Raw genomic sequence first — 17,821 nt, forward strand, 5'->3', positions numbered from 1 at the left:
GTGACAACGCCTGTAACGCGGTTACTCCTCATCGAGTAATCCGCGCTCGAGGGCGTCGCCCCCTAAAACGGGGCGACGCCCTCTCGGCATTTAACGGCCAGACATGCGCGCGCGACAAACGGGGGCGGAACCGTGTGGTTCCGCCCCCGTTCGCCCGGGGGCGGGGCCCCGCGCGGGGAAGCGGGGCACCCGGGGTGGTTCAGCGGCGTGGAACCCGGGGAGATCCGTCACGCGCGCCGAACCGGATCTTTATCCTTTCGACTCGCTCAGCTGACGCCGACGCCGGCTGGCCACGGCCATCATCGCGGCACCGAGCGGCAGCAGCACCAAGCCTGCGAATGCCAGGCCGGATGCGTCACCACCGGTCACCGGAAGGATGGCCGCGGGCGCAACCACTGTCGGCTGAATCACTGCAGGCGGTGCAGGCGGTGCAGGCGGTGCTGGTGGTGCCGGCGGCACCGGTGGGGTCACCGGAACCTCGCACTCCGGAACGGTGAACTTCTCGCTGACAACCCGCGGCTTGTGATCGCCGTGCTTGCCAGACCCGTTGTTCGTCGTCACCGTCACCTCGTACGATCCCGGCTCCAAGTCGGTGAACGTGAAGGTTTCGGTGTCGGAGTCTGCAACGAAGGTCACGTCGTCCTCACCGGTCACCGACACCGTGTACTCGGTGTCCTCGATGAGGTTCGACAGGGTCACTTCGACCTCACCGACCGTTGGGCAGGCGGTCACCGTCGCCTCGATGGCAACGTCCTCCGGGCAGTCCGCCGTGTCGAAGTCCTTCGAGACCGGACCGATCGGACCGCCATGGTGCAGCTTGCCCTTCACCGTCAAGGTGTAGTCCGTGCCCGGATCGACGTCCACTCGCTCACTGAACTCGGTCGCGTCGCTCACGTCCCACGTCTCGGAATCGCCCGTGTCGTTGTTCGTCAGCGTGACGCGGTACCAGGCGTGCTCGGACAGGTCGTTGATCCAGAATCGGATCGACGCGTCCCCGTCGGGCTCTGTGCAGTCGTTCACCCTCACGTTGATGTCAGGGCACGGCTTGGTCCAGAACTCTTTCTCCACGTGCTTCCACTCGCCGCGGTCGGAGCGGGAATCGTCGCCGTGTGAGTCGTCCGAGAACTTCTTGCCGTTGAACCAGACGGTGACGGTGTGCTTGCCGGGGTCGAGATCGTCCACGTACACCGACGCCCTGGTCTCGCCCTTGATCGCGTCGACGAACTCGTCGTCGAGCTTCACGATGTAGCGCACCGACTCGTCGAGGTCACGCAGGTTGATGGTCGCGGTTCCGGGGCAGGATGTCTCGTCCACCCAGACGCGCGGATCGGCGACATCCTCTCCCTCGTCGGAGTGCTCACCGTCGTCGGAGTGTTCACCCTCCTCGGAGTGCTCGGTTGTCGCGTCCTCAGACGTGGCCGGGGCCGGCGATTCGGAGGACTCGGAGCCGGATGAATCTGACTCGGTGGCCTCGGGGTCAGTGGCTTCCGGCTCCGCCGGCGGTGCTGTCGCGTCGTCGGGTTCGGCGGCATCCGGGGCTTCGGGCTCCGCGGCATCCGGGGCTTCGGGCTCCGCGGCGGGCGCGGGTGCCTCAGGCGCTGCGGGCTCTTCGGCGGGCGCCGAATCCTCCGCCGGTGCAGGAGCGGGTTCGGGGTCCGGGGCGGCCGGAGCAGGCTCCTCAGCGGCCGGCTCCTCAGGAGCGGGCTCAGCAGCCGGCTCGGGTGCCGGCTCGACGACCTGCTCGACCGCGGGGGCGGCGGCGTCATCTGCCGACGCTGACAGCGGGAAGGCGAGAACGCCTGCGCCGGTCAGTATCGCAACGACAAAGCCGGCCAGCATGCTGCGGCGACGGTTGTGAAAAGCGCCTGATCGGGTTTCAGATGTGGGTGGTGCAGCATTATGTTGCATGGTTACCCTCGCATTTCAGTGGGATCCGGGTACCCGGCATACAACCACCGGCGGGCGGGTGATTGGGGGCGCCAACGGGGGTGACTGGAGGGTGAAGCGAGGGTGGTGTGCGGTGATCGGCTCGGCGTTACGGGGCGATGCCGAACGCGCTCGCCTGGTTCACGGCCTCGTGCCGGTTGGAGGCTCCGAGCTTGCGGTAGATGCTTCGAACCTGGGACTTCACGGTGTTCGGTGACACCTGCAACTCCGCCGCGATGCGCTTGACGCTCTCACCGGAGGCGATACGCCTGAGCACGACACGCTCGCGGTCGGTAAGGGGCGAGATGGCGGGCTGGCTGCTGTCGGTGACCGACCGCAGCAGGTCATCGATGACGCTGCGCCGTACGGCGGGCTGCGGTCGAGCGCCCGCCGCCTTAAGCAGGCTCAGCAGTCGGTCGGCCGGCAGTGTCGTGAATGCCCTGCGCTCGCCGGTGCGTGCCGCATGGGCCAGGGCGCGATCGGTTCCCGCCGCTGCGATGCCGGAATCGCCGAGCGCGTCGTGCGCGGCCGCCCGCAACACCTCGATGTACAGCGATGTGCGCGGGGCATGATCGTCGCCCAGCGTGAGGCAGCCCTCGGCGGCGGCCAGCGCGTCTGCGAGATTGCCGGTCGTGAGTTCCAGCAGCGCCGCCAGTCGGGCCGGGCACAGCGCGTGGTGGGCGTCGGCGGTGAGCCGCGTGATCAGCTGCCGGGCGGCGGGCATCTCGCCGACGTGGATGAGCGCGTTCGCGCGATCCGCGTCGTGCAGTGACTGCAGCATCCGCGGACTCTGCCAGCCGCGAATCAGGATCTGCTCGTCGCTCAGTACCTCGAGCGCCTCAAGGAACTGCCCCTCGGCCATGAGTAGCAGCGCCGACACGTGCAGGGTGAGCGGTTCGTACTCGGTGGCGAGAGTGCTTGCGGTGAGTGCCGAGGCGAGGTCGCGCGCGACGGTGACACGACCGCACTCCAGGGCGACGAAGGCCTGGGCGAGTGACACCGGAGCGCAGGGCAGGTCGGCGGATGTCATGGCAGCGCCCATCAGCTCCTCGGCGGCGGCGAGGTGTTTTGCCGTCGATTGCACACTTCCCGAGGAGAAATCGATCAGCGCGAGGCATCCCAGGGCCTCGATCCCGGCATCCCGCGCCAGATGGTCGCCGCCGAGTGCCATCCCCTGCTGCAGTGCTGAGCGTGCGTCGTCGTGCTGGCCGAGCAGCGTACCGCAGATGCCGAGCTGAATCAGGGCAAGCGCGCGCAGGGTAATGCGCTCGGTGAGCGGGGCCGCGGCCGTGTCGGCCAGCCGCAGCGCGAACTCGGCCTGCTCCGCGGCATCCACCAGTCGCCCGAGCGCGCGGTAGATGATCGCGCGCAGCAGCCGGGCAACGACGATCAATGAACAGTCGCGGTCGCCGGCGGCGAGGATGCCGTCGGCCGAATCGAGGTAGGGCAGCGCGGCGACCGCGTTCACGGAGTCGACCGCGCGGAAGCTGGCAGCGAGCGCGAGCAGCATCGCCGGGTCCTCGACCCAGGTCTCCTCCGGCATCGACAGGATGAGTTCGCGCACCAGCCGGGCGCGCTCGCCCGGGCTGCCGAGCATCAGCGTGTCTGGCTCGGTTTCCGCTTCATCGACGTTCTGGTCACGGCTCAGCCCCACAACTGCGGAGCCATTCGCTCGCAAAATGTCGGTCGGGTCCAACATGGTGCCAAGTCTCTACTCGGGTACGTGTGAGGGCGTGGTGCCGTTACATTACACCGCTGTCAGACTGCAGTCGAGGGCTGTGGATGCCGCGGACGAAGCGGCGGTAACGATTCGGCCTCTGGCTCGACATTTAGTCGGCATTGCTTGTCAGCCCCCGCATGGGGGCATAGCGTGAGCGCTGGAAACGCTTTCGGATGATCGCGTCTCCTGTCGACTCAATGAGGAGGAATGGACATGAGATCCACCTTGCACCGCCGCATTCTCGCGCCGATCGCCGCAGCAGGCGTCATCGGCCTCGTGCTCGCCGGCTGTACCGGAGACCAAGCGGAAGGGCCGGGCGACGCCGACTGCGGCGACTACGAGGACTACGGCACCTTCGAAGGCGAAGAGGTCAGCCTGCTCGGAACCCCGGTTGATATCGAGGCTGATCACCTCCAGACCTCATTCGACACCTTCGGCGACTGCACCGGTATCGAGGTGACGTATCAGGGCTCTCAGGAGTTCGAAGCGCAGATTCGCGTGCTGGTCGAGGGAGATAACGCACCGGACCTCGCCATGTTCCCGCAGCCGGGCCTGTTCGCGTCGTTCGCGGATAGCCTCATCGCCCCGCCGGCTGAGGTAGAGGCCAACGTGGATGAGTTCTGGTCCGAGGACTGGAAGGCGTACGGCACGGTCGACGGCACGTTCCTCGGCGCACCGCTCATGGCCAGCGTCAAAGGTTTGATCTGGTACTCCCCGAGCACATTCGAGGAGAACGGGTGGGAGATTCCGGAGACTCTGGACGAGATGACCACGCTGACCGAAGACATCGCCGCTGACGGCGCGATGCTGCCGTGGTGTGCCGGATTCGCATCGGGCGAGGCCACGGGCTGGCCGGGCACCGACTGGATCGAAGACATGGTGCTTCGCCTGCACGGTCCCGAGGTGTATGACCAGTGGGTGAACCACGAGATCCCGTTCAACGACCCCCAGATCGTCGAAGCGTTTGACGCGGTCGGTGACATCCTGAAGAACCCGGAGTACGTCAACGGTGGATACGGTGACGTTCGATCGATCCTCGATGTCATCTTCCAAGAAGGCGGATGGCCCATCCTCGACGGCGAGTGTGCCATGCACCACCAAGCGTCCTTCTACGAAGGGCTGTGGCCGGAGGGAACCACGATCGCCGAAGACGGAGACGTCTGGGCGTTCCTGACCCCGGGTGTTGAAGCTGACGCGGCCGCCGTCACCGGTGGTGGCGAGATCGTCGGCGCCTTCACCGACTCCGACGCGGTCAAGGCCGTGCAGACGTTCATGTCCAGCGACACCTGGGCGAACCTGCGCGTTGAACTGGGGGGAACTGTCAGCGCCAACTCCGGCGTCGACCCGGCGAACGCGTCCAGCCCACTGCTGTCCAACGTGATCGAAACCCTCCAGGACCCGAACACGACGTTCCGCTTCGACGCATCCGACCTGATGCCCGGAGCCGTCGGTTCTGACTCCTTCTGGAAGGGCATCGTCGCCTGGATCGGCGGGCAGGAGACACAGGCAACGGTAGACACCATCGAAGCCAGCTGGCCCGCCAGCTGACTCGTCACCGATCGGGTCGTCCGAGGTGACTCGGACGACCCCACCGCTCACTCTCGACAGGACGGAATTGGTCAATGACGACCGAAGACCTCATCGTAAAGATTGTCCAGGTGGTGCTTGCCCTCGCGTTGTTCGCGGTGGTCATCGGGCTGCTCCTGTTCTTCATTGACAGGGCGCCGAAACGCGGCCGCGACTACTGGCAGCTGGCGGCCTTCATCGTTCCGGCGCTGCTGTTGCTGGCGATCGGCCTGATCTACCCGGTCGTGCGCACGACGGTCCTGTCGTTTGGAAGTGGCGCGGGCGATTTCATCGGGCTCGACAACTTCGCCTGGGCCTTCACCCAGCCGGCCGGCCTGATCTCGCTGCGCAACACCATCATCTGGGTGATTCTGGTGCCTCTGATCTCCACCATTGTGGGGCTTGCCTACGCGGTATTCATCGACAAGTCGCGCGGTGAGAAGTACTACAAGGCTCTCGTCTTCATGCCGATGGCGATCTCATTCGTGGGCGCCGGCATCATCTGGCGCTTCGTGTACGAGTACCGCGCACCGGGTAACGACCAGATCGGCTTGCTGAACCAGATCGTGGTCTGGCTCGGCGGCGAACCGATGCGGTGGCTGCAGGAAGCGCCGTGGAACACCTTCTTCCTGATCGTGGTGATGATCTGGGTGCAGACCGGGTTTGCCATGGTGGTGCTCTCGGCGTCGATCAAGGGAGTGCCGACCGAGCAACTTGAAGCCGCCGAGCTCGACGGCACCAACCCCTGGCAGCGATTCATCCACGTGACGCTTCCCGGCATCCGCGGCACTCTGGTCGTCGTAGTGACCACCATCTCGATCGCGACCCTCAAGATCTTCGACATCGTGCGCACCATGACCGCCGGAAACTTCGAGACCAGCGTCGTGGCCAACGAGATGTACACCCAGGCGTTCCGGGCCGGCGAGGCCGGCCGGGGGGCCGCGCTCGCCGTCATCCTGATGATCATGGTGCTGCCGATCGTCATCTACAACGTGAGAGTGCTGCGCCAGCAGAGGGAGATCCGATGAGCACGTCAACCCCGATCCTGCCCGTTCCCGACGAGGACGTCATTCCCGAGTCTAGGACCCGACGGGTGAAGCGCCGCCTGACATCGCGCACCGCGACCGTGGTGGCGCTGGTCATCGCGGTGGTCTGGACGATTCCGACATTCGGCCTGTTCATCAGCTCATTCCGCCCCGAAGAGGAAATCAAGACCACCGGCTGGTGGACGATATTGCAGAACCCGGGATTCACGCTGGACAACTACCGGGAGGTGCTCTTCTCGTCATCCAGCACGGCCCCGCAACTCGGGCAGTACTTCGTCAACTCGCTCGCTATCACCATCCCGGCGACCATTTTTCCGCTGGTGCTCGCGACCATGGCCGCCTACGCGTTCGCCTGGATCAAGTTCAAGGGCGCCGCCGCCCTGTTCGTGCTGATCTTTGCGCTGCAGGTGGTGCCGTTGCAGATGGCGCTGATTCCGCTGCTGCAGATGTTCTCGACGTGGTTGCTGCCGGCGCAGCGGGCACTGCACGACGCCGTTCCCGCCATCCCCGAGGCGGGTTATGCGCCGGTATGGATCGCCCACACGATCTTCGCTCTACCGCTCGCGATCTTCCTCCTCCACAACTTCATCTCGGAGATCCCGGGTGAGCTGATCGAGGCGGCACGAGTCGACGGCGCGGGGCACGGGCAGATCTTCTTCCGCATCATCATCCCGCTGGCACTGCCGGCAATTGCCTCGTTCGCGATCTTCCAGTTCCTCTGGGTGTGGAACGACCTGCTCGTGGCCCTGATCTTCTCCGGAGGGACAGCGGAAGCCGCGCCGATTACCCAACGGCTAGCCGAACTCACCGGAAGCAAAGGCCAGGAGTGGCAACGCCTGACCGCGGCGGCGTTCGTGGCGCTGGTCGTCCCGCTGATCGTGTTCTTCGCCCTGCAGCGCTACTTCGTGCGCGGGCTGTTGGCGGGCTCGACGAAGGGATGACACGCGCGGCTTAGAGTGGCAGGGTGACTCAGGTCGGCCAGCACGGCAAGCAACGCACACGGATCGGCTCCGGGGATGCCGCCACTCAGCGCGCCGAGAACGCCGAGGCGCCGAAGATCCCGCACCTGTTCCGGCGCATCACGGAACTGTTCCAGTCGCACAAGGGCCCGCTCGCCGTTACCGTCGTGCTGGTGCTGCTGAACGCCGCCCTGTCGGTGATCCCGCCACTGCTCACCCAGCGTGCGTTCGACGACGGCCTGTTCCCGCCGGGCGGCCCCGACATCCGAACCCTGAGCATCATCGTCGGCCTGATGATCGGCCTATACATCCTGTCGGCACTGCTCGGCGTCTGGCAGACCTGGCTCACCTCCACCGTCGGCAACAACGTGATGGGCGCGCTCCGCGTTCGGCTGTTCAGTCACCTGCAGGCGATGGAACTGAGCTTCTTCACCAAAACCAAGACCGGCATCATCCAGTCCCGGCTGCAGAACGATGTCGGCGGGGTCGCGTCGGTGCTGAGCAACACCGTGTCAAGTGTGCTGGGCAACACCGTCACGGTGATCGCCGCGTTCGTGGCCATGCTGCTGCTGAACTGGCAACTGACGTTGATCGCCGTGGTGCTGATGCCGGTGCTGGCGATCGCGCAACGCCGGGTCGGGCAGGTGCGGGCCCGCATCGCCGGCAAGACGCAGGAGTCTTTGTCGGACATGACCGCGATCACGCAGGAGACGCTCAGCGTGTCCGGCATCCTGCTGTCCAGGAGCTTCAACCGGCAGCAGGCGGAGACCGCACGCTACGCCGACGAGAACCAGAACCAGATCGGGCTGCAGGTGCGGTTGCAGATGAGCGGCCAGTGGTTCTTCGCCATGGTGAACATCTTCCTGTCGGCGATACCGGCGATCGTGTACCTGGTCGCCGGCTACCTGATCGTCGGGGGAGTGACCGGCATCACTGCCGGCACCATCGTGGCGTTCACCACGGTGCAGGCGCGGCTGATGTTCCCGCTGATGGGGCTGATGCGGGTGGCGCTCGACCTGCAGACATCCTCTGCGCTGTTCGCGCGGATCTTCGAGTACCTCGACCTGGTTCCCTCGATCAGTGACCGGCCGGGCGCCAAGCAGGTCGACACCGAGCAGCTCGGCCGGGTCGAATTCGACGGCGTCACCTTCGCTTACCCCGACGCCCGCGACGACGGGGCGCCCACCCTGAACGACGTGTCGTTCGAGATCGAGCCCGGCGAGTTCGCCGCCTTCGTCGGACCTAGCGGGGCCGGCAAGACCACGGTGAGCTACCTGATTCCGCGCTTCCAGGAGGCGAGCGCGGGCAGCGTGCTGTTCGCCGGCACCGACGTGCGTGACCTCGCGCAGGAATCCCTCGTCACCCACATCGGCATCGTCAGCCAGGAGACGTACCTCTTCCACGCCACGATTGCCGAGAACCTTCGGTATGCGAAACCGGATGCCACGGACGCTGAGCTGGAAGCGGCGGCCAGGGCCGCGAACATCCACGACACCATCGCCCGCTTCCCTGACGGCTACGACACCGTGGTGGGCGAACGCGGATACCGGTTGAGCGGCGGCGAGAAGCAGCGCGTGGCGATCGCGCGCGTGCTGCTGAAGGATCCCGAGGTGCTGATCCTCGACGAGGCCACCAGCGCGCTCGACACCGTGTCGGAACGGGTGGTGCAGCAGGCTCTGGACACCGCGTCGCGGGGACGCACCACCATCGCGATCGCCCACCGGCTCTCCACGATCGTGGGTGCCGACGTCATCTTCGTGGTCGACGCCGGCCGCATCGTGGAACGCGGAACGCACGAGGAACTGCTTGCCGCCGGCGGGGTGTACGCCGGGTTGTACGCGCGGCAGGTGCGGTAGGTGCGGTAGCCCGCCTGCACGGTGGCGTTTGAGCGGCGCTTGATCCGATGTGCAGCCGACGAGGGTTACTCGCGCTCGGCGAGCATCCCCTCCATGAGGTCGATCTCGCTCTGCTGGGCCGCCGCCATGCCCGCCGCAAGCGACGTGACGATGTCGTTCTCGCTGCGATCAAGCACCGCCTCGGCCATCTCGATGCCGCCCCTGTGATGGGCGATCATCAGCTCAAGGAAGAACTTCTCCGCCTCGACACCGGTGAGCGACTGCAGCTCGGCGAGTTGCTCCGGCGTGGCAAGCCCTGGCATCGGCGAACCCGGCTCGTGCGCGCTGGCGTCGCCGTTGTCGCCGTGTCCGTGGGCGGCTCCGTCGAGCGTAGGTCGCGTCATCCATGTCATTGAGGGTTCGGATGACGCTTGCGGCAAACCCCAGAGGTTCAGCCAGGCGTACATCTGGCCGGCCTGCTGCTGCTGCGTGGTGGCGATGTCGTACGCGAGCATGCGAACCGACTCGTCGTCGGTCAGGTCGCGCACGATCAGGGACATTTCCACCGCCTGCAGGTGGTGGCGTTGCATGTCCCGCGCGAAACCCGCTTCCGAGCTGGTATTCGACGGGGTGATGGTTATCGGCGCGGTGGCCCGCCCGGCGATGAACGCACCGGCGATGAGGGCGGCCGCGCCGAGGATCAGAGCGACGATGAAGCGCATCCGCATGGGCGCTTAGGCGACCTTCCCTGGGCCGTCAATGGCGCCGCTGCAGGAAGCGCCGGCCTCGGGGAGGTCGGGGTTCTGCCAGTACTTCGCGATGAAGTCGGCGAGGCGCGGGTCTTCCGGGTCCTCGAACGCGAGCTGGGCACCCCAAGCCGAGACGACGATCGGCGAGGGCAGCCCCTCGTATGGCGAGACGAGCACGTAGCTGTCCGGCAGCTTCGAGCGCAGCGCGTTGACCTCGTCCTCGTTGACGGCGGAAGCGTCATAGGTCACCCAGACCGCGCCGTGCTCGAGCGAGTGCACCGCGTTCTCGTTCTGCTGCGGTTCGGTGTAGACGCCACAGTTCAACCATGCCGGGTTGTGGCTGCCGCCGGCGGGCGGGTTGGTGCCGTACTGGGTCGCGTAATCGACGGCGGTCTCGACGTGATTGAAGTCCAGCTCATCCCCCCAGGTCTGGACGCCCTCGATCTGGATCGACGCGCGATCCCGCTCGGGCTCCGCGCTGGTCACGACGAAGGTGACCACCAGTGCGACGATCGCGACACCGGCGACGCTGGCGAGCGAGATGCCCAGGATGCGGTTGCGCTTCTCCTTGGCCTGCTGCGCCTTCAGCTTCGCCACTTTCTCGGCACGACGCGCCTCGCGCTGCTGCTTGACGGTCTGATCCTTGGCCACCTTCGGTGGCACGGGGGAGGACTGGTCTTGGTCGCGGGAGGCCACAGAGATTCCTGTCGTTTTCATCGGATTGGGAGTTGCTCGATTATCGCAGTAAAAGCTTGAGGATTCATGTAACGCGTTCGGGCCTCACGGGTGGGCGGTAGCCCGGCGGCAGCGCGGCCGGGTAACAGTCGTGCCGCGCTGGTAACCTGCCCACTATGAAGTACGCCAACAGCGTCATTGATCTCGTGGGCAACACCCCGCTCGTGAAGCTCAACAGTGTGACCAAGGGATACGCCCCCACCATCCTCGTCAAGGTTGAGTACCTCAACCCTGGCGGCTCGTCAAAGGACCGCATCGCCACGCGGATCATCGATGCCGCCGAGCAGGAGGGCCTGTTGAAGCCGGGCGGCACCATCGTCGAACCGACCAGCGGCAACACCGGTGTGGGCCTGGCGCTGGTGGCGCAGCAGCGCGGTTACCGCTGCGTCTTCGTACTGCCGGACAAGGTGGGCGAAGACAAGCGCAACGTGCTCACCGCGTATGGTGCCGAGATCGTGGTGACGCCCACCGCCGTCGCCCCCGACAGCCCCGAGTCGTACTACAGCGTTTCCGACCGCCTGGTGAAGGAGATCCCCGGCGCGTTCAAACCGAACCAGTACGCCAACCAGAACGGCCCGCTCAGCCACTACGAGACCACCGGGCCTGAAATCTGGCGCGACACCGACGGCACGGTCACGCACTTCATCGCCGGCGTCGGCACCGGTGGCACCATCAGCGGCACCGGCAGGTACCTGAAGGAAATGTCGAACGGCGCCGTCACCGTGATCGGCTCCGACCCGGAAGGTTCGGTGTACTCCGGCGGCACCGGTCGCCCATACCTTGTGGAGGGCGTCGGCGAAGACTTCTGGCCGACCGCGTACGACCCCAGCGTGGTCGACGAAATCATCGCGGTATCGGATGCCGAGTCGTTCGAGATGACCCGTCGTCTGGCCCGCGAAGAGGGGCTGCTCGTCGGCGGATCGAGCGGCATGGCCGTGGTATCCGCGCTCAAGGCCGCCGAGAAGCTCGGCCCTGACGACATCATCGTGGTGCTGCTGCCCGATGGCGGCCGCGGCTACCTCGGCAAGATCTTCAACGACAAGTGGATGCAGTCGTACGGCTTCTCCGCGCCCTCGGAAGACCGCACGGTCGGCGACGTGCTGAGCGCCAAGACCGGCAAGCTGCCCGACCTGGTGCACGCGCACCCGAGCGACACCCTGCACGACGTCATCGGCATCATGACCGAGTACGACGTGTCGCAGATGCCCGTGCTGTCGGCCGAACCGCCGGTCGTGATGGGCGAGGTCATCGGCGCGGTCGACGAGCGCTCCCTGCTCGAGTCGATCTTCAGTGGCAAGGCGAAGATGACGGACGCGCTGGACACCTTCGTCGGCCCGCCGCTGAAGCTGATCGGCGTGAACGAGACGCTGGGCGCGGCGCGCACGGCGCTGAGCTCCGCCGATGCCCTACTCGTGGTGGCCGACGGCAAACCGGCCGGGGTGCTCACCCGGCACGACCTGCTCGCCTACCTGTCGGCGTAAGGCGCGACCGGTGGCTGGCGGAACTGTGAGGAGTCGCGAATGACCGGTCCGCGACATCCGCTGTCGAAAATTCAGCACCCGGCGCCCGGAAACCGATGTTGGGGCACGACAACCGCCCCCACTGACCCAGCTTGCTGAATTTCCGATACCGCATAAGGACCTGAAATGACTGACACCCGCGACAACACCACCGACCACGACTTCAGCACCCGCGCGATCCACGCCGGCCAGGAGTTCGACCCGACCACCGGCGCCGTGGTTCCACCGATCTACCTGTCCTCCACGTTCGTGCAGGACGGTATCGGCGGATTCCGCGGCGGCTACGAGTACGCCCGCGGCGGCAACCCCACCCGCGACTCGCTGCAGACCCTGCTCGCCTCACTCGAGGGCGGCACCCACGCGTTCAGCTTCGCCTCGGGACTGGCCGCCGAAGACGCGCTGCTGCGGGCCATCCTGAAGCCCGGCGATCACGTGCTGATGGGCAACGACGTGTACGGCGGCACCCACCGGCTGGTGAACCGGATGCATGTGCCGTGGGGAGTGGAGCTCTCCACCGCCGAGATGAGCAACCCGGATGCCGCGCGCGCCGCGATCCGCCCGGGCAAGACCCGCGTGCTCTGGCTGGAGACCCCGAGCAACCCGCTGATGAAGATTACCGACATCGCCGCGCTGGTGGCGATCGGCCATGAGGCCGGTGCGATCGTCGTGGTCGACAACACCTTCGCGTCGCCATACCTGCAGCAGCCGCTGTCGTTCGGCGCCGACGTGGTGGTGCACTCCACCACCAAGTACTTGGGCGGCCACTCCGACGTGCTCGGCGGCGCCGTCGTCACCAGCGACGAGGAGATCGCCGAGAAGGTGGGCTTCCTGCAGTTCGGCGCCGGAGCGGTGTCCTCGCCGATGGAGGCCTGGCTGACCGTCCGCGGCATCAAGACGCTGGCCGTGCGGATGGACCGGCACTCCGAGAACGCGCAGGCGATCGCGGAAGCCGTGCAGCCGCATCCGGCGGTCGAGACGGTGTTCTACCCGGGCCTCGAATCGCACCCCGGCCACGAGATCGCCGCGAAGCAGATGCGCTCGTTCGGCGGCATGCTGTCCGTTGCGTTGCGCGGTGGCCCGGCCGCGGCGAAGAAGTTCGCGGAGGGCACCAGCGTGTTCCAGCTGGCGGAGTCGCTCGGCGGCGTGGAGTCGCTGATCAGCTACCCCTCGGAGATGACCCACGCCTCGGTGAAGGGCACCGAGCTGGCCGTGCCCGAGAATGTGGTGCGGCTCTCGGTCGGCATCGAGGGCATCGACGACCTGCTGGCCGACGTGACCGGGGCGCTCGACCGGCTGGCCTAGCGGGACCGCGCTCGGCTGCTCGGCCCGCTTCCGCTTCGCCCATCGCCGAGCGCTGCGGAAACGGCCGAGCGCGCTCGCCGCGGCGCCGTCGTTCGGCCGCTTTGGCCGCGCCCGGCGCCCGGCGGCCTGCGGCCCTCGGCGGCGCTCATCGCGTTGGCGCGAAGCGGCCACCGTGTGGCAGATTATCGATGGATGTCGCGTTCCTGCCGGTGCAGAGTAGACGGGTGACCACAACCACGGCCCCCGTCGCCACCTCAGGCCTCGGCATCCTGCGCGCCTCCTCGTTGTACATCGCGTCCGTGCTCGGCAGTGGCATCCTGGTGCTGCCGGCGCTCGCCGCCAGTGCCGCCGGCCCGGCGTCGCTGGTCGGGGTCGCCGCGGTGCTGCTGATGTCTGTGCCGCTCGCGGGAGCGTTCGCCGCTCTCGCCGCCCGGCACCCGGACGCCGGGGGCGTCGCCACCTTCGTCCGCCGCGCGCTCGGCGCCACCGCCGCCCGCACCGCCGGGTACTGGTTCTATTTCGGCGTGAGCATGGGCATCCCCATCGTCGGCGTGCTCGGCGCCGAGTACGTCATTGCGCTGCTCGGAGCCGACCGGGGCTGGGTCGGCGTGGTCGCGCTGGCGATCCTCGCACCGCCATTCCTCGCGAACAGCTTCGGGGTGCGGGTGTCAGGCAGCGTGCAGTTCGCGGTCACCGCCGCGCTGCTCGTGCTCGTGATCGGGGTGGTCGCGCTGGCCGCGCCGGCGACCGACGCGGCGAACTTCAGCCCATTCGCGCCGCACGGCTGGGCGCCGGTCGGTACCGTGGTCAGCCTGTTCGTCTGGGCGTTCGCCGGCTGGGAGGCTGTCACCCACATCGCCGCGGAGTTCCGCAACCCGCGGCGCACCATCCCCATCGCCACGGCGATCGCGATCATCGTGGTCGGCGCCGCGTACCTCGCCCTGCAGGTGGTCACCGTCGGCGTGCTCGGCGACGACGCCGGAACCAGCCGCGTGCCGCTCGTCGACCTGATCGCGGTCACGGCGCCGGGCGCCGGACCGCTGTTGGTCGCGGTGGTGGCAGGCCTGGTCTCGATCGGCGTGCTGAACACCTACCTGGCGGCCTTCTCGAAGCTCGGCGCCTCCCTCGGCCGTGACGGCGACCTGCCGAGATTCCTCGGCAGCGGCGCCGAGCCCGGCGGTGTGCCCCGCCGATCGCTCGCGGTGGTGGGGGCGCTGACCGCCGTGAACTTCAGCCTGCTGGTGGCGAGCAACTTCGACCTGACCCCGTTCATCCTGGTGCAGACCAGCTCGATCGTCGGCGTGTACGCGCTCGGCATGGTGGCGGCGCTTCGACTGCTCGACCGGTTCAGCCTCGGCTGGTGGTTCGCCGCGACGTCCGTCTTGCTCGTTGCCGGACTCGCCGTGCTCGCCGGTCCGAACCTCGCGATAGCGGCGATCCTTGCGATCGCCGCGATCATCGTCGGTATCGTGCAGAGACGCCGGATGTCGCGAGCCCGATAGTGCTCGGGCACAAAATGCCCCCGCGACCGGTATCACCGGCCGCGGGAGCATCGCCTATTCGGTTGGCTACGCGTCGCGCCTCTTCAGCAGCAGCGCGCCACCGACGAGCGACACGGCGGCCCAGGCCACGACTACGAGCGCGGACTGCCACTGCAGCAGCCCCTCGGCGCCCTCGATTGTCGGCGTGAACATGCCGGTCCCCGCGGTGGAGAACAGGTAAGGCATCATGTCGATTGCCCATTGGGCGCCGGTGAGTCCGGCGACCACCTGGAAGATGGTCGGCAACAGCAAGATGACACCGAGCGCCGCGGCGATTCCGCCTGCGCTGCTGCGCAGAATGCTGCCGAGCCCCAATGCGAACACCGCGACGAGCGCGAGGTAGACCGAGGCGAGAACGAGATTGCCGGCCAGCGCGGTGAGGTCTACTTCGATGCCCTTGCCAGCGAGGATCGGGAGCGCCACCAGGAGAGCGCCGAAGGTGCTCACCAGGCCGAGGAGGAACGTCGCGACGAACAACACGAACGTCTTGGCCGCGAGCGCCGGGATGCGCTTGGGCACCGCCGTCAGCGTCGACCGAATCATGCCGGTGGCATACTCGCCGCTGATGACCAGCACGCCCAGCACCGCCACGATGAGCTGACCCATGTAGATGCCGAACGTGGCGGTCTGAAGCGCCAGGATCTGATGCGCTTCGGGGGGCGGAGTCTGGCCGCCGAAGTCGATCGTCGACGACAGCAGGAGCGCCATTCCCACAGACACCACCACGATGATCCCGTACGACCAGATCGTGGAGCGCACGGAGCGCAACTTGATCCACTCGGAGCGGAGGATGCCGCCGGTTGTCAGGTGAGCGGAGGGGCGCGGTGCGGTGATTGGGGTGCTCATCGAGCGACCTCCTCGGCGGTAGCGGTGGTCGCGGAGTCGGGCGCGTTCGTGCCGCCAGCGTGGTACTCCACGTCGTCGCGGGTGAGTTCCATGTAAGCCTCCTCGAGCGATGCGGCGACGGGCGTGAGCTCATGCAGGGCTATGCCCGCCGCGACCGCGGCGTCGCCGATGACCTCGGCGGTCAGGCCGGTGACGCTCAGTACGCCGTTCTCCATTGCGGTGATTGATACGTCGGGCCCCTGCAGCAACTGGGCGAGTTGATCGGCGCGCGGGCTCCGCAGCCGCACCGCGGTGCGCGTGGCGGCGGCGAGGATCTCGGCGACGGGAGCGTCGGCGATGATGCGGCCGCGGCCCAGCACGATGAGATGGTCGGCGGTGAGGGCCATCTCGCTCATCAGGTGCGAGGAGAGGAAGATGGTGCGGCCCTCGTTGGCGAGATGCCGGGCGAGATTGCGCACCCACATGACTCCCTCGGGATCGAGGCCGTTGACGGGTTCGTCGAGGATGAGGGTCGCCGGGTCTCCGAGCAGTGCCGCGGCGATGCCGAGGCGCTGGCCCATGCCGAGCGAGAAACCGCCGACTCGCTTGCCGGCGACCGACTCAAGCCCGGTGAGGCCGATGACCTCACGCACGCGGGCCTTGCCGATACCGTGTGTCGCACCCATGGCGAGCAAGTGATTGTAGGCGCTGCGGCCGGTGTGGATGGCCTTCGCGTCGAGCAGGGCGCCGACCTCCCGAAGGGGTGCGGTGTGTTGGGCGTATGGCTTGCCGTTGACGATGACGCTGCCCGAAGTCGGGCGGTCGAGCCCGACGATCATGCGCATCGTGGTCGATTTGCCGGCACCGTTCGGCCCGAGGAACCCCGTGACCATGCCCGGTTTGACGGTGAAACTGATGCCGTCAACGGCGGTCTTGGCGCCGTAGCGTTTGGAAAGTCCTTCAGCTTTAATCATGATTTAAGCTTACGGATGTCGCGGGCCGGCGCATCCGCCGCTGGGATGATTCCCGCTTTGCGGTCTGGCGGCCGTCGTTAGTATCTGCAGAGACGCCGGATGTCTCGAGCCCCGGCAGCCGAGGAGATCCCGTGACCGAGCACCGAGCCCACTTCGACGCAACGGTCGAGTTCACCAACGGCGGAAGCCTCACCGCCGAGGAGTTTCGGATCGACCTGCCGTCGCCCGAGGCGGATGCCGCGCTCGTCGGCCGCCTGTTCGTGCAACACCTCGGACTCGCGCTGATTCGGCGCACCGACATCCGGAACCTACGCGTTGTCGAGGAGCAGCACCGCGGCACCCGGGGGATTGAGACGGCCGGGGCCGAGGCGACCGCAGCGCAGACCAGCGTGCCGCGCTTCGTGGAACTGAGCCATGTCATTCGCGAGGCGCTCGTCACCTACCCGGGGCTGCCAGCGCCGGTGTTCACGCCGCACCTGACCCGCGAGCAGTCGATCAGCAAGTACGCCGAGGGCACCCAGTTCGCCCTGGACCTGATCACCATGATCGGCAACACCGGCACCTACCTGGACAGCCCGTTCCATCGCTACGAGAAGGACGCGGATCTCGCCGGCCTGCCACTCGAGACGCTCGTGGACCTGCCGGCGGAAGTGTTCCACCTGCAGGATTCGCTCGACCGGGGCATCCCGGCATCCGTCTTCTCCGATCGGGATCTGGCCGGGCGCGCGGTGCTTTTGCACACCGGCTGGGACCGCCACTTCGGCCAGCCGGCCTACGCGCACGACGCTCCCTTCCTGACCGAGGAGGGCGCCCGCTACCTGGTCGAGCAGGGTGTGCTGCTGGTGGGGATCGACTCGCTGAACCTCGACGACGCCGAGCCGACGTCGGGCGGGGCACGGCCGGCGCACAGTGAACTGCTCGCCGCCGGTGTCCACGTGGTGGAGCACCTGACCGGCCTCGCCGCGCTGCCGCCGACCGGCAGCCTGTTCACCGCAACGCCGCCCAGGGTCGAGCGGTTCGGCACGTTCCCGGTGCGCGCATTCGCGAAGCTGCCCCGAACCGGTCAGGCGAACGAGCGCCGCAGAAACACACGAGCGCCGCAGCAATAACTGCGGCGCTCGCA

The 17,821-nt window shown here is 67.2% G+C and carries 14 protein-coding genes; 8 read left to right on the forward strand and 6 right to left on the reverse strand.

The window, feature by feature from the left end; all coding sequences use genetic code 11:
* Positions 1-249: 249 nt before the first annotated feature.
* On the reverse strand, positions 250-1,839 hold the full coding sequence (locus HCT51_RS01290) for a fibronectin type III domain-containing protein (RefSeq protein WP_166876027.1): 1,590 nt from the start codon (positions 1,837-1,839) through the stop codon (positions 250-252).
* Positions 1,840-2,035: 196 nt separating this feature from the next.
* The gene (locus HCT51_RS01295) at positions 2,036-3,625 is read right to left on the reverse strand and encodes a LuxR C-terminal-related transcriptional regulator (protein WP_166876024.1); all 1,590 of its coding nucleotides are present in this window, start codon (positions 3,623-3,625) and stop codon (positions 2,036-2,038) included.
* A 234-nt stretch (positions 3,626-3,859) separates the two neighbouring features.
* Between HCT51_RS01295 and HCT51_RS01300 the strand changes: the two genes are divergently transcribed.
* From HCT51_RS01300 to HCT51_RS01315, 4 genes are all read left to right on the forward strand, one after another.
* Entirely contained in the window at positions 3,860-5,194 is a 1,335-nt protein-coding gene (locus HCT51_RS01300) for an ABC transporter substrate-binding protein (protein ID WP_166876021.1), read from the forward strand.
* A gap of 74 nt (positions 5,195-5,268) precedes the next feature.
* Complete coding sequence (locus HCT51_RS01305; protein ID WP_166876018.1) at positions 5,269-6,240, forward strand: carbohydrate ABC transporter permease; 972 nt, start codon at positions 5,269-5,271, stop codon at positions 6,238-6,240.
* Complete coding sequence (locus HCT51_RS01310) at positions 6,237-7,199, forward strand: carbohydrate ABC transporter permease (protein WP_166876015.1); 963 nt, start codon at positions 6,237-6,239, stop codon at positions 7,197-7,199. Before HCT51_RS01305 ends, HCT51_RS01310 begins: the two co-directional genes overlap by 4 nt.
* A 23-nt stretch (positions 7,200-7,222) precedes the next feature.
* Positions 7,223-9,073 (forward strand): ABC transporter ATP-binding protein, encoded by a 1,851-nt coding sequence (locus tag HCT51_RS01315; RefSeq protein WP_224760607.1) that lies wholly within the window; start codon positions 7,223-7,225, stop codon positions 9,071-9,073.
* 65 nt (positions 9,074-9,138) lie between these two features.
* Here the strand turns inward: HCT51_RS01315 and HCT51_RS01320 are convergent, their stop codons facing one another.
* Both HCT51_RS01320 and HCT51_RS01325 read right to left on the reverse strand, forming a co-directional pair.
* Positions 9,139-9,780, reverse strand: a complete 642-nt coding sequence (locus tag HCT51_RS01320) for a DUF305 domain-containing protein (RefSeq protein ID WP_166876011.1) — start codon at positions 9,778-9,780, stop codon at positions 9,139-9,141.
* 6 nt (positions 9,781-9,786) lie between these two features.
* Positions 9,787-10,497 (reverse strand): DUF3105 domain-containing protein, encoded by a 711-nt coding sequence (locus HCT51_RS01325; protein WP_224760608.1) that lies wholly within the window; start codon positions 10,495-10,497, stop codon positions 9,787-9,789.
* 155 nt (positions 10,498-10,652) lie between these two features.
* Here HCT51_RS01325 and HCT51_RS01330 point away from each other — a divergent pair, with 155 nt between their 5' ends.
* The 3 genes from HCT51_RS01330 to HCT51_RS01340 all read left to right on the forward strand — a co-directional run bounded on the left by HCT51_RS01330 (position 10,653) and on the right by HCT51_RS01340 (position 14,860).
* The gene (locus tag HCT51_RS01330) at positions 10,653-12,017 is read left to right on the forward strand and encodes a cystathionine beta-synthase (RefSeq protein ID WP_166876005.1); all 1,365 of its coding nucleotides are present in this window, start codon (positions 10,653-10,655) and stop codon (positions 12,015-12,017) included.
* A gap of 165 nt (positions 12,018-12,182) precedes the next feature.
* On the forward strand, positions 12,183-13,358 hold the full coding sequence (locus HCT51_RS01335; protein WP_166876001.1) for a cystathionine gamma-synthase: 1,176 nt from the start codon (positions 12,183-12,185) through the stop codon (positions 13,356-13,358).
* 224 nt (positions 13,359-13,582) lie between these two features.
* Complete coding sequence (locus tag HCT51_RS01340; protein ID WP_224760609.1) at positions 13,583-14,860, forward strand: APC family permease; 1,278 nt, start codon at positions 13,583-13,585, stop codon at positions 14,858-14,860.
* Positions 14,861-14,926: 66 nt separating this feature from the next.
* On the opposite strand, the gene HCT51_RS01345 is transcribed toward HCT51_RS01340, so the two are convergent.
* A complete protein-coding gene (locus tag HCT51_RS01345; protein ID WP_166875995.1) occupies positions 14,927-15,745 on the reverse strand; it encodes an ABC transporter permease in 819 nt (272 codons plus the stop codon).
* Complete coding sequence (locus HCT51_RS01350; RefSeq protein WP_166875992.1) at positions 15,742-16,698, reverse strand: ABC transporter ATP-binding protein; 957 nt, start codon at positions 16,696-16,698, stop codon at positions 15,742-15,744. Before HCT51_RS01350 ends, HCT51_RS01345 begins: the two co-directional genes overlap by 4 nt.
* A 131-nt stretch (positions 16,699-16,829) precedes the next feature.
* Between HCT51_RS01350 and HCT51_RS01355 the strand changes: the two genes are divergently transcribed.
* Positions 16,830-17,807: a cyclase family protein gene (locus HCT51_RS01355; RefSeq protein WP_166875990.1), complete on the forward strand. Its 978-nt coding sequence runs from the start codon at positions 16,830-16,832 to the stop codon at positions 17,805-17,807.
* Positions 17,808-17,821 lie beyond the last annotated feature (14 nt).

Origin of the sequence: Salinibacterium sp. ZJ450, assembly GCF_011751885.2 — a bacterium.
Lineage (GTDB): Bacteria > Actinomycetota > Actinomycetes > Actinomycetales > Microbacteriaceae > Ruicaihuangia.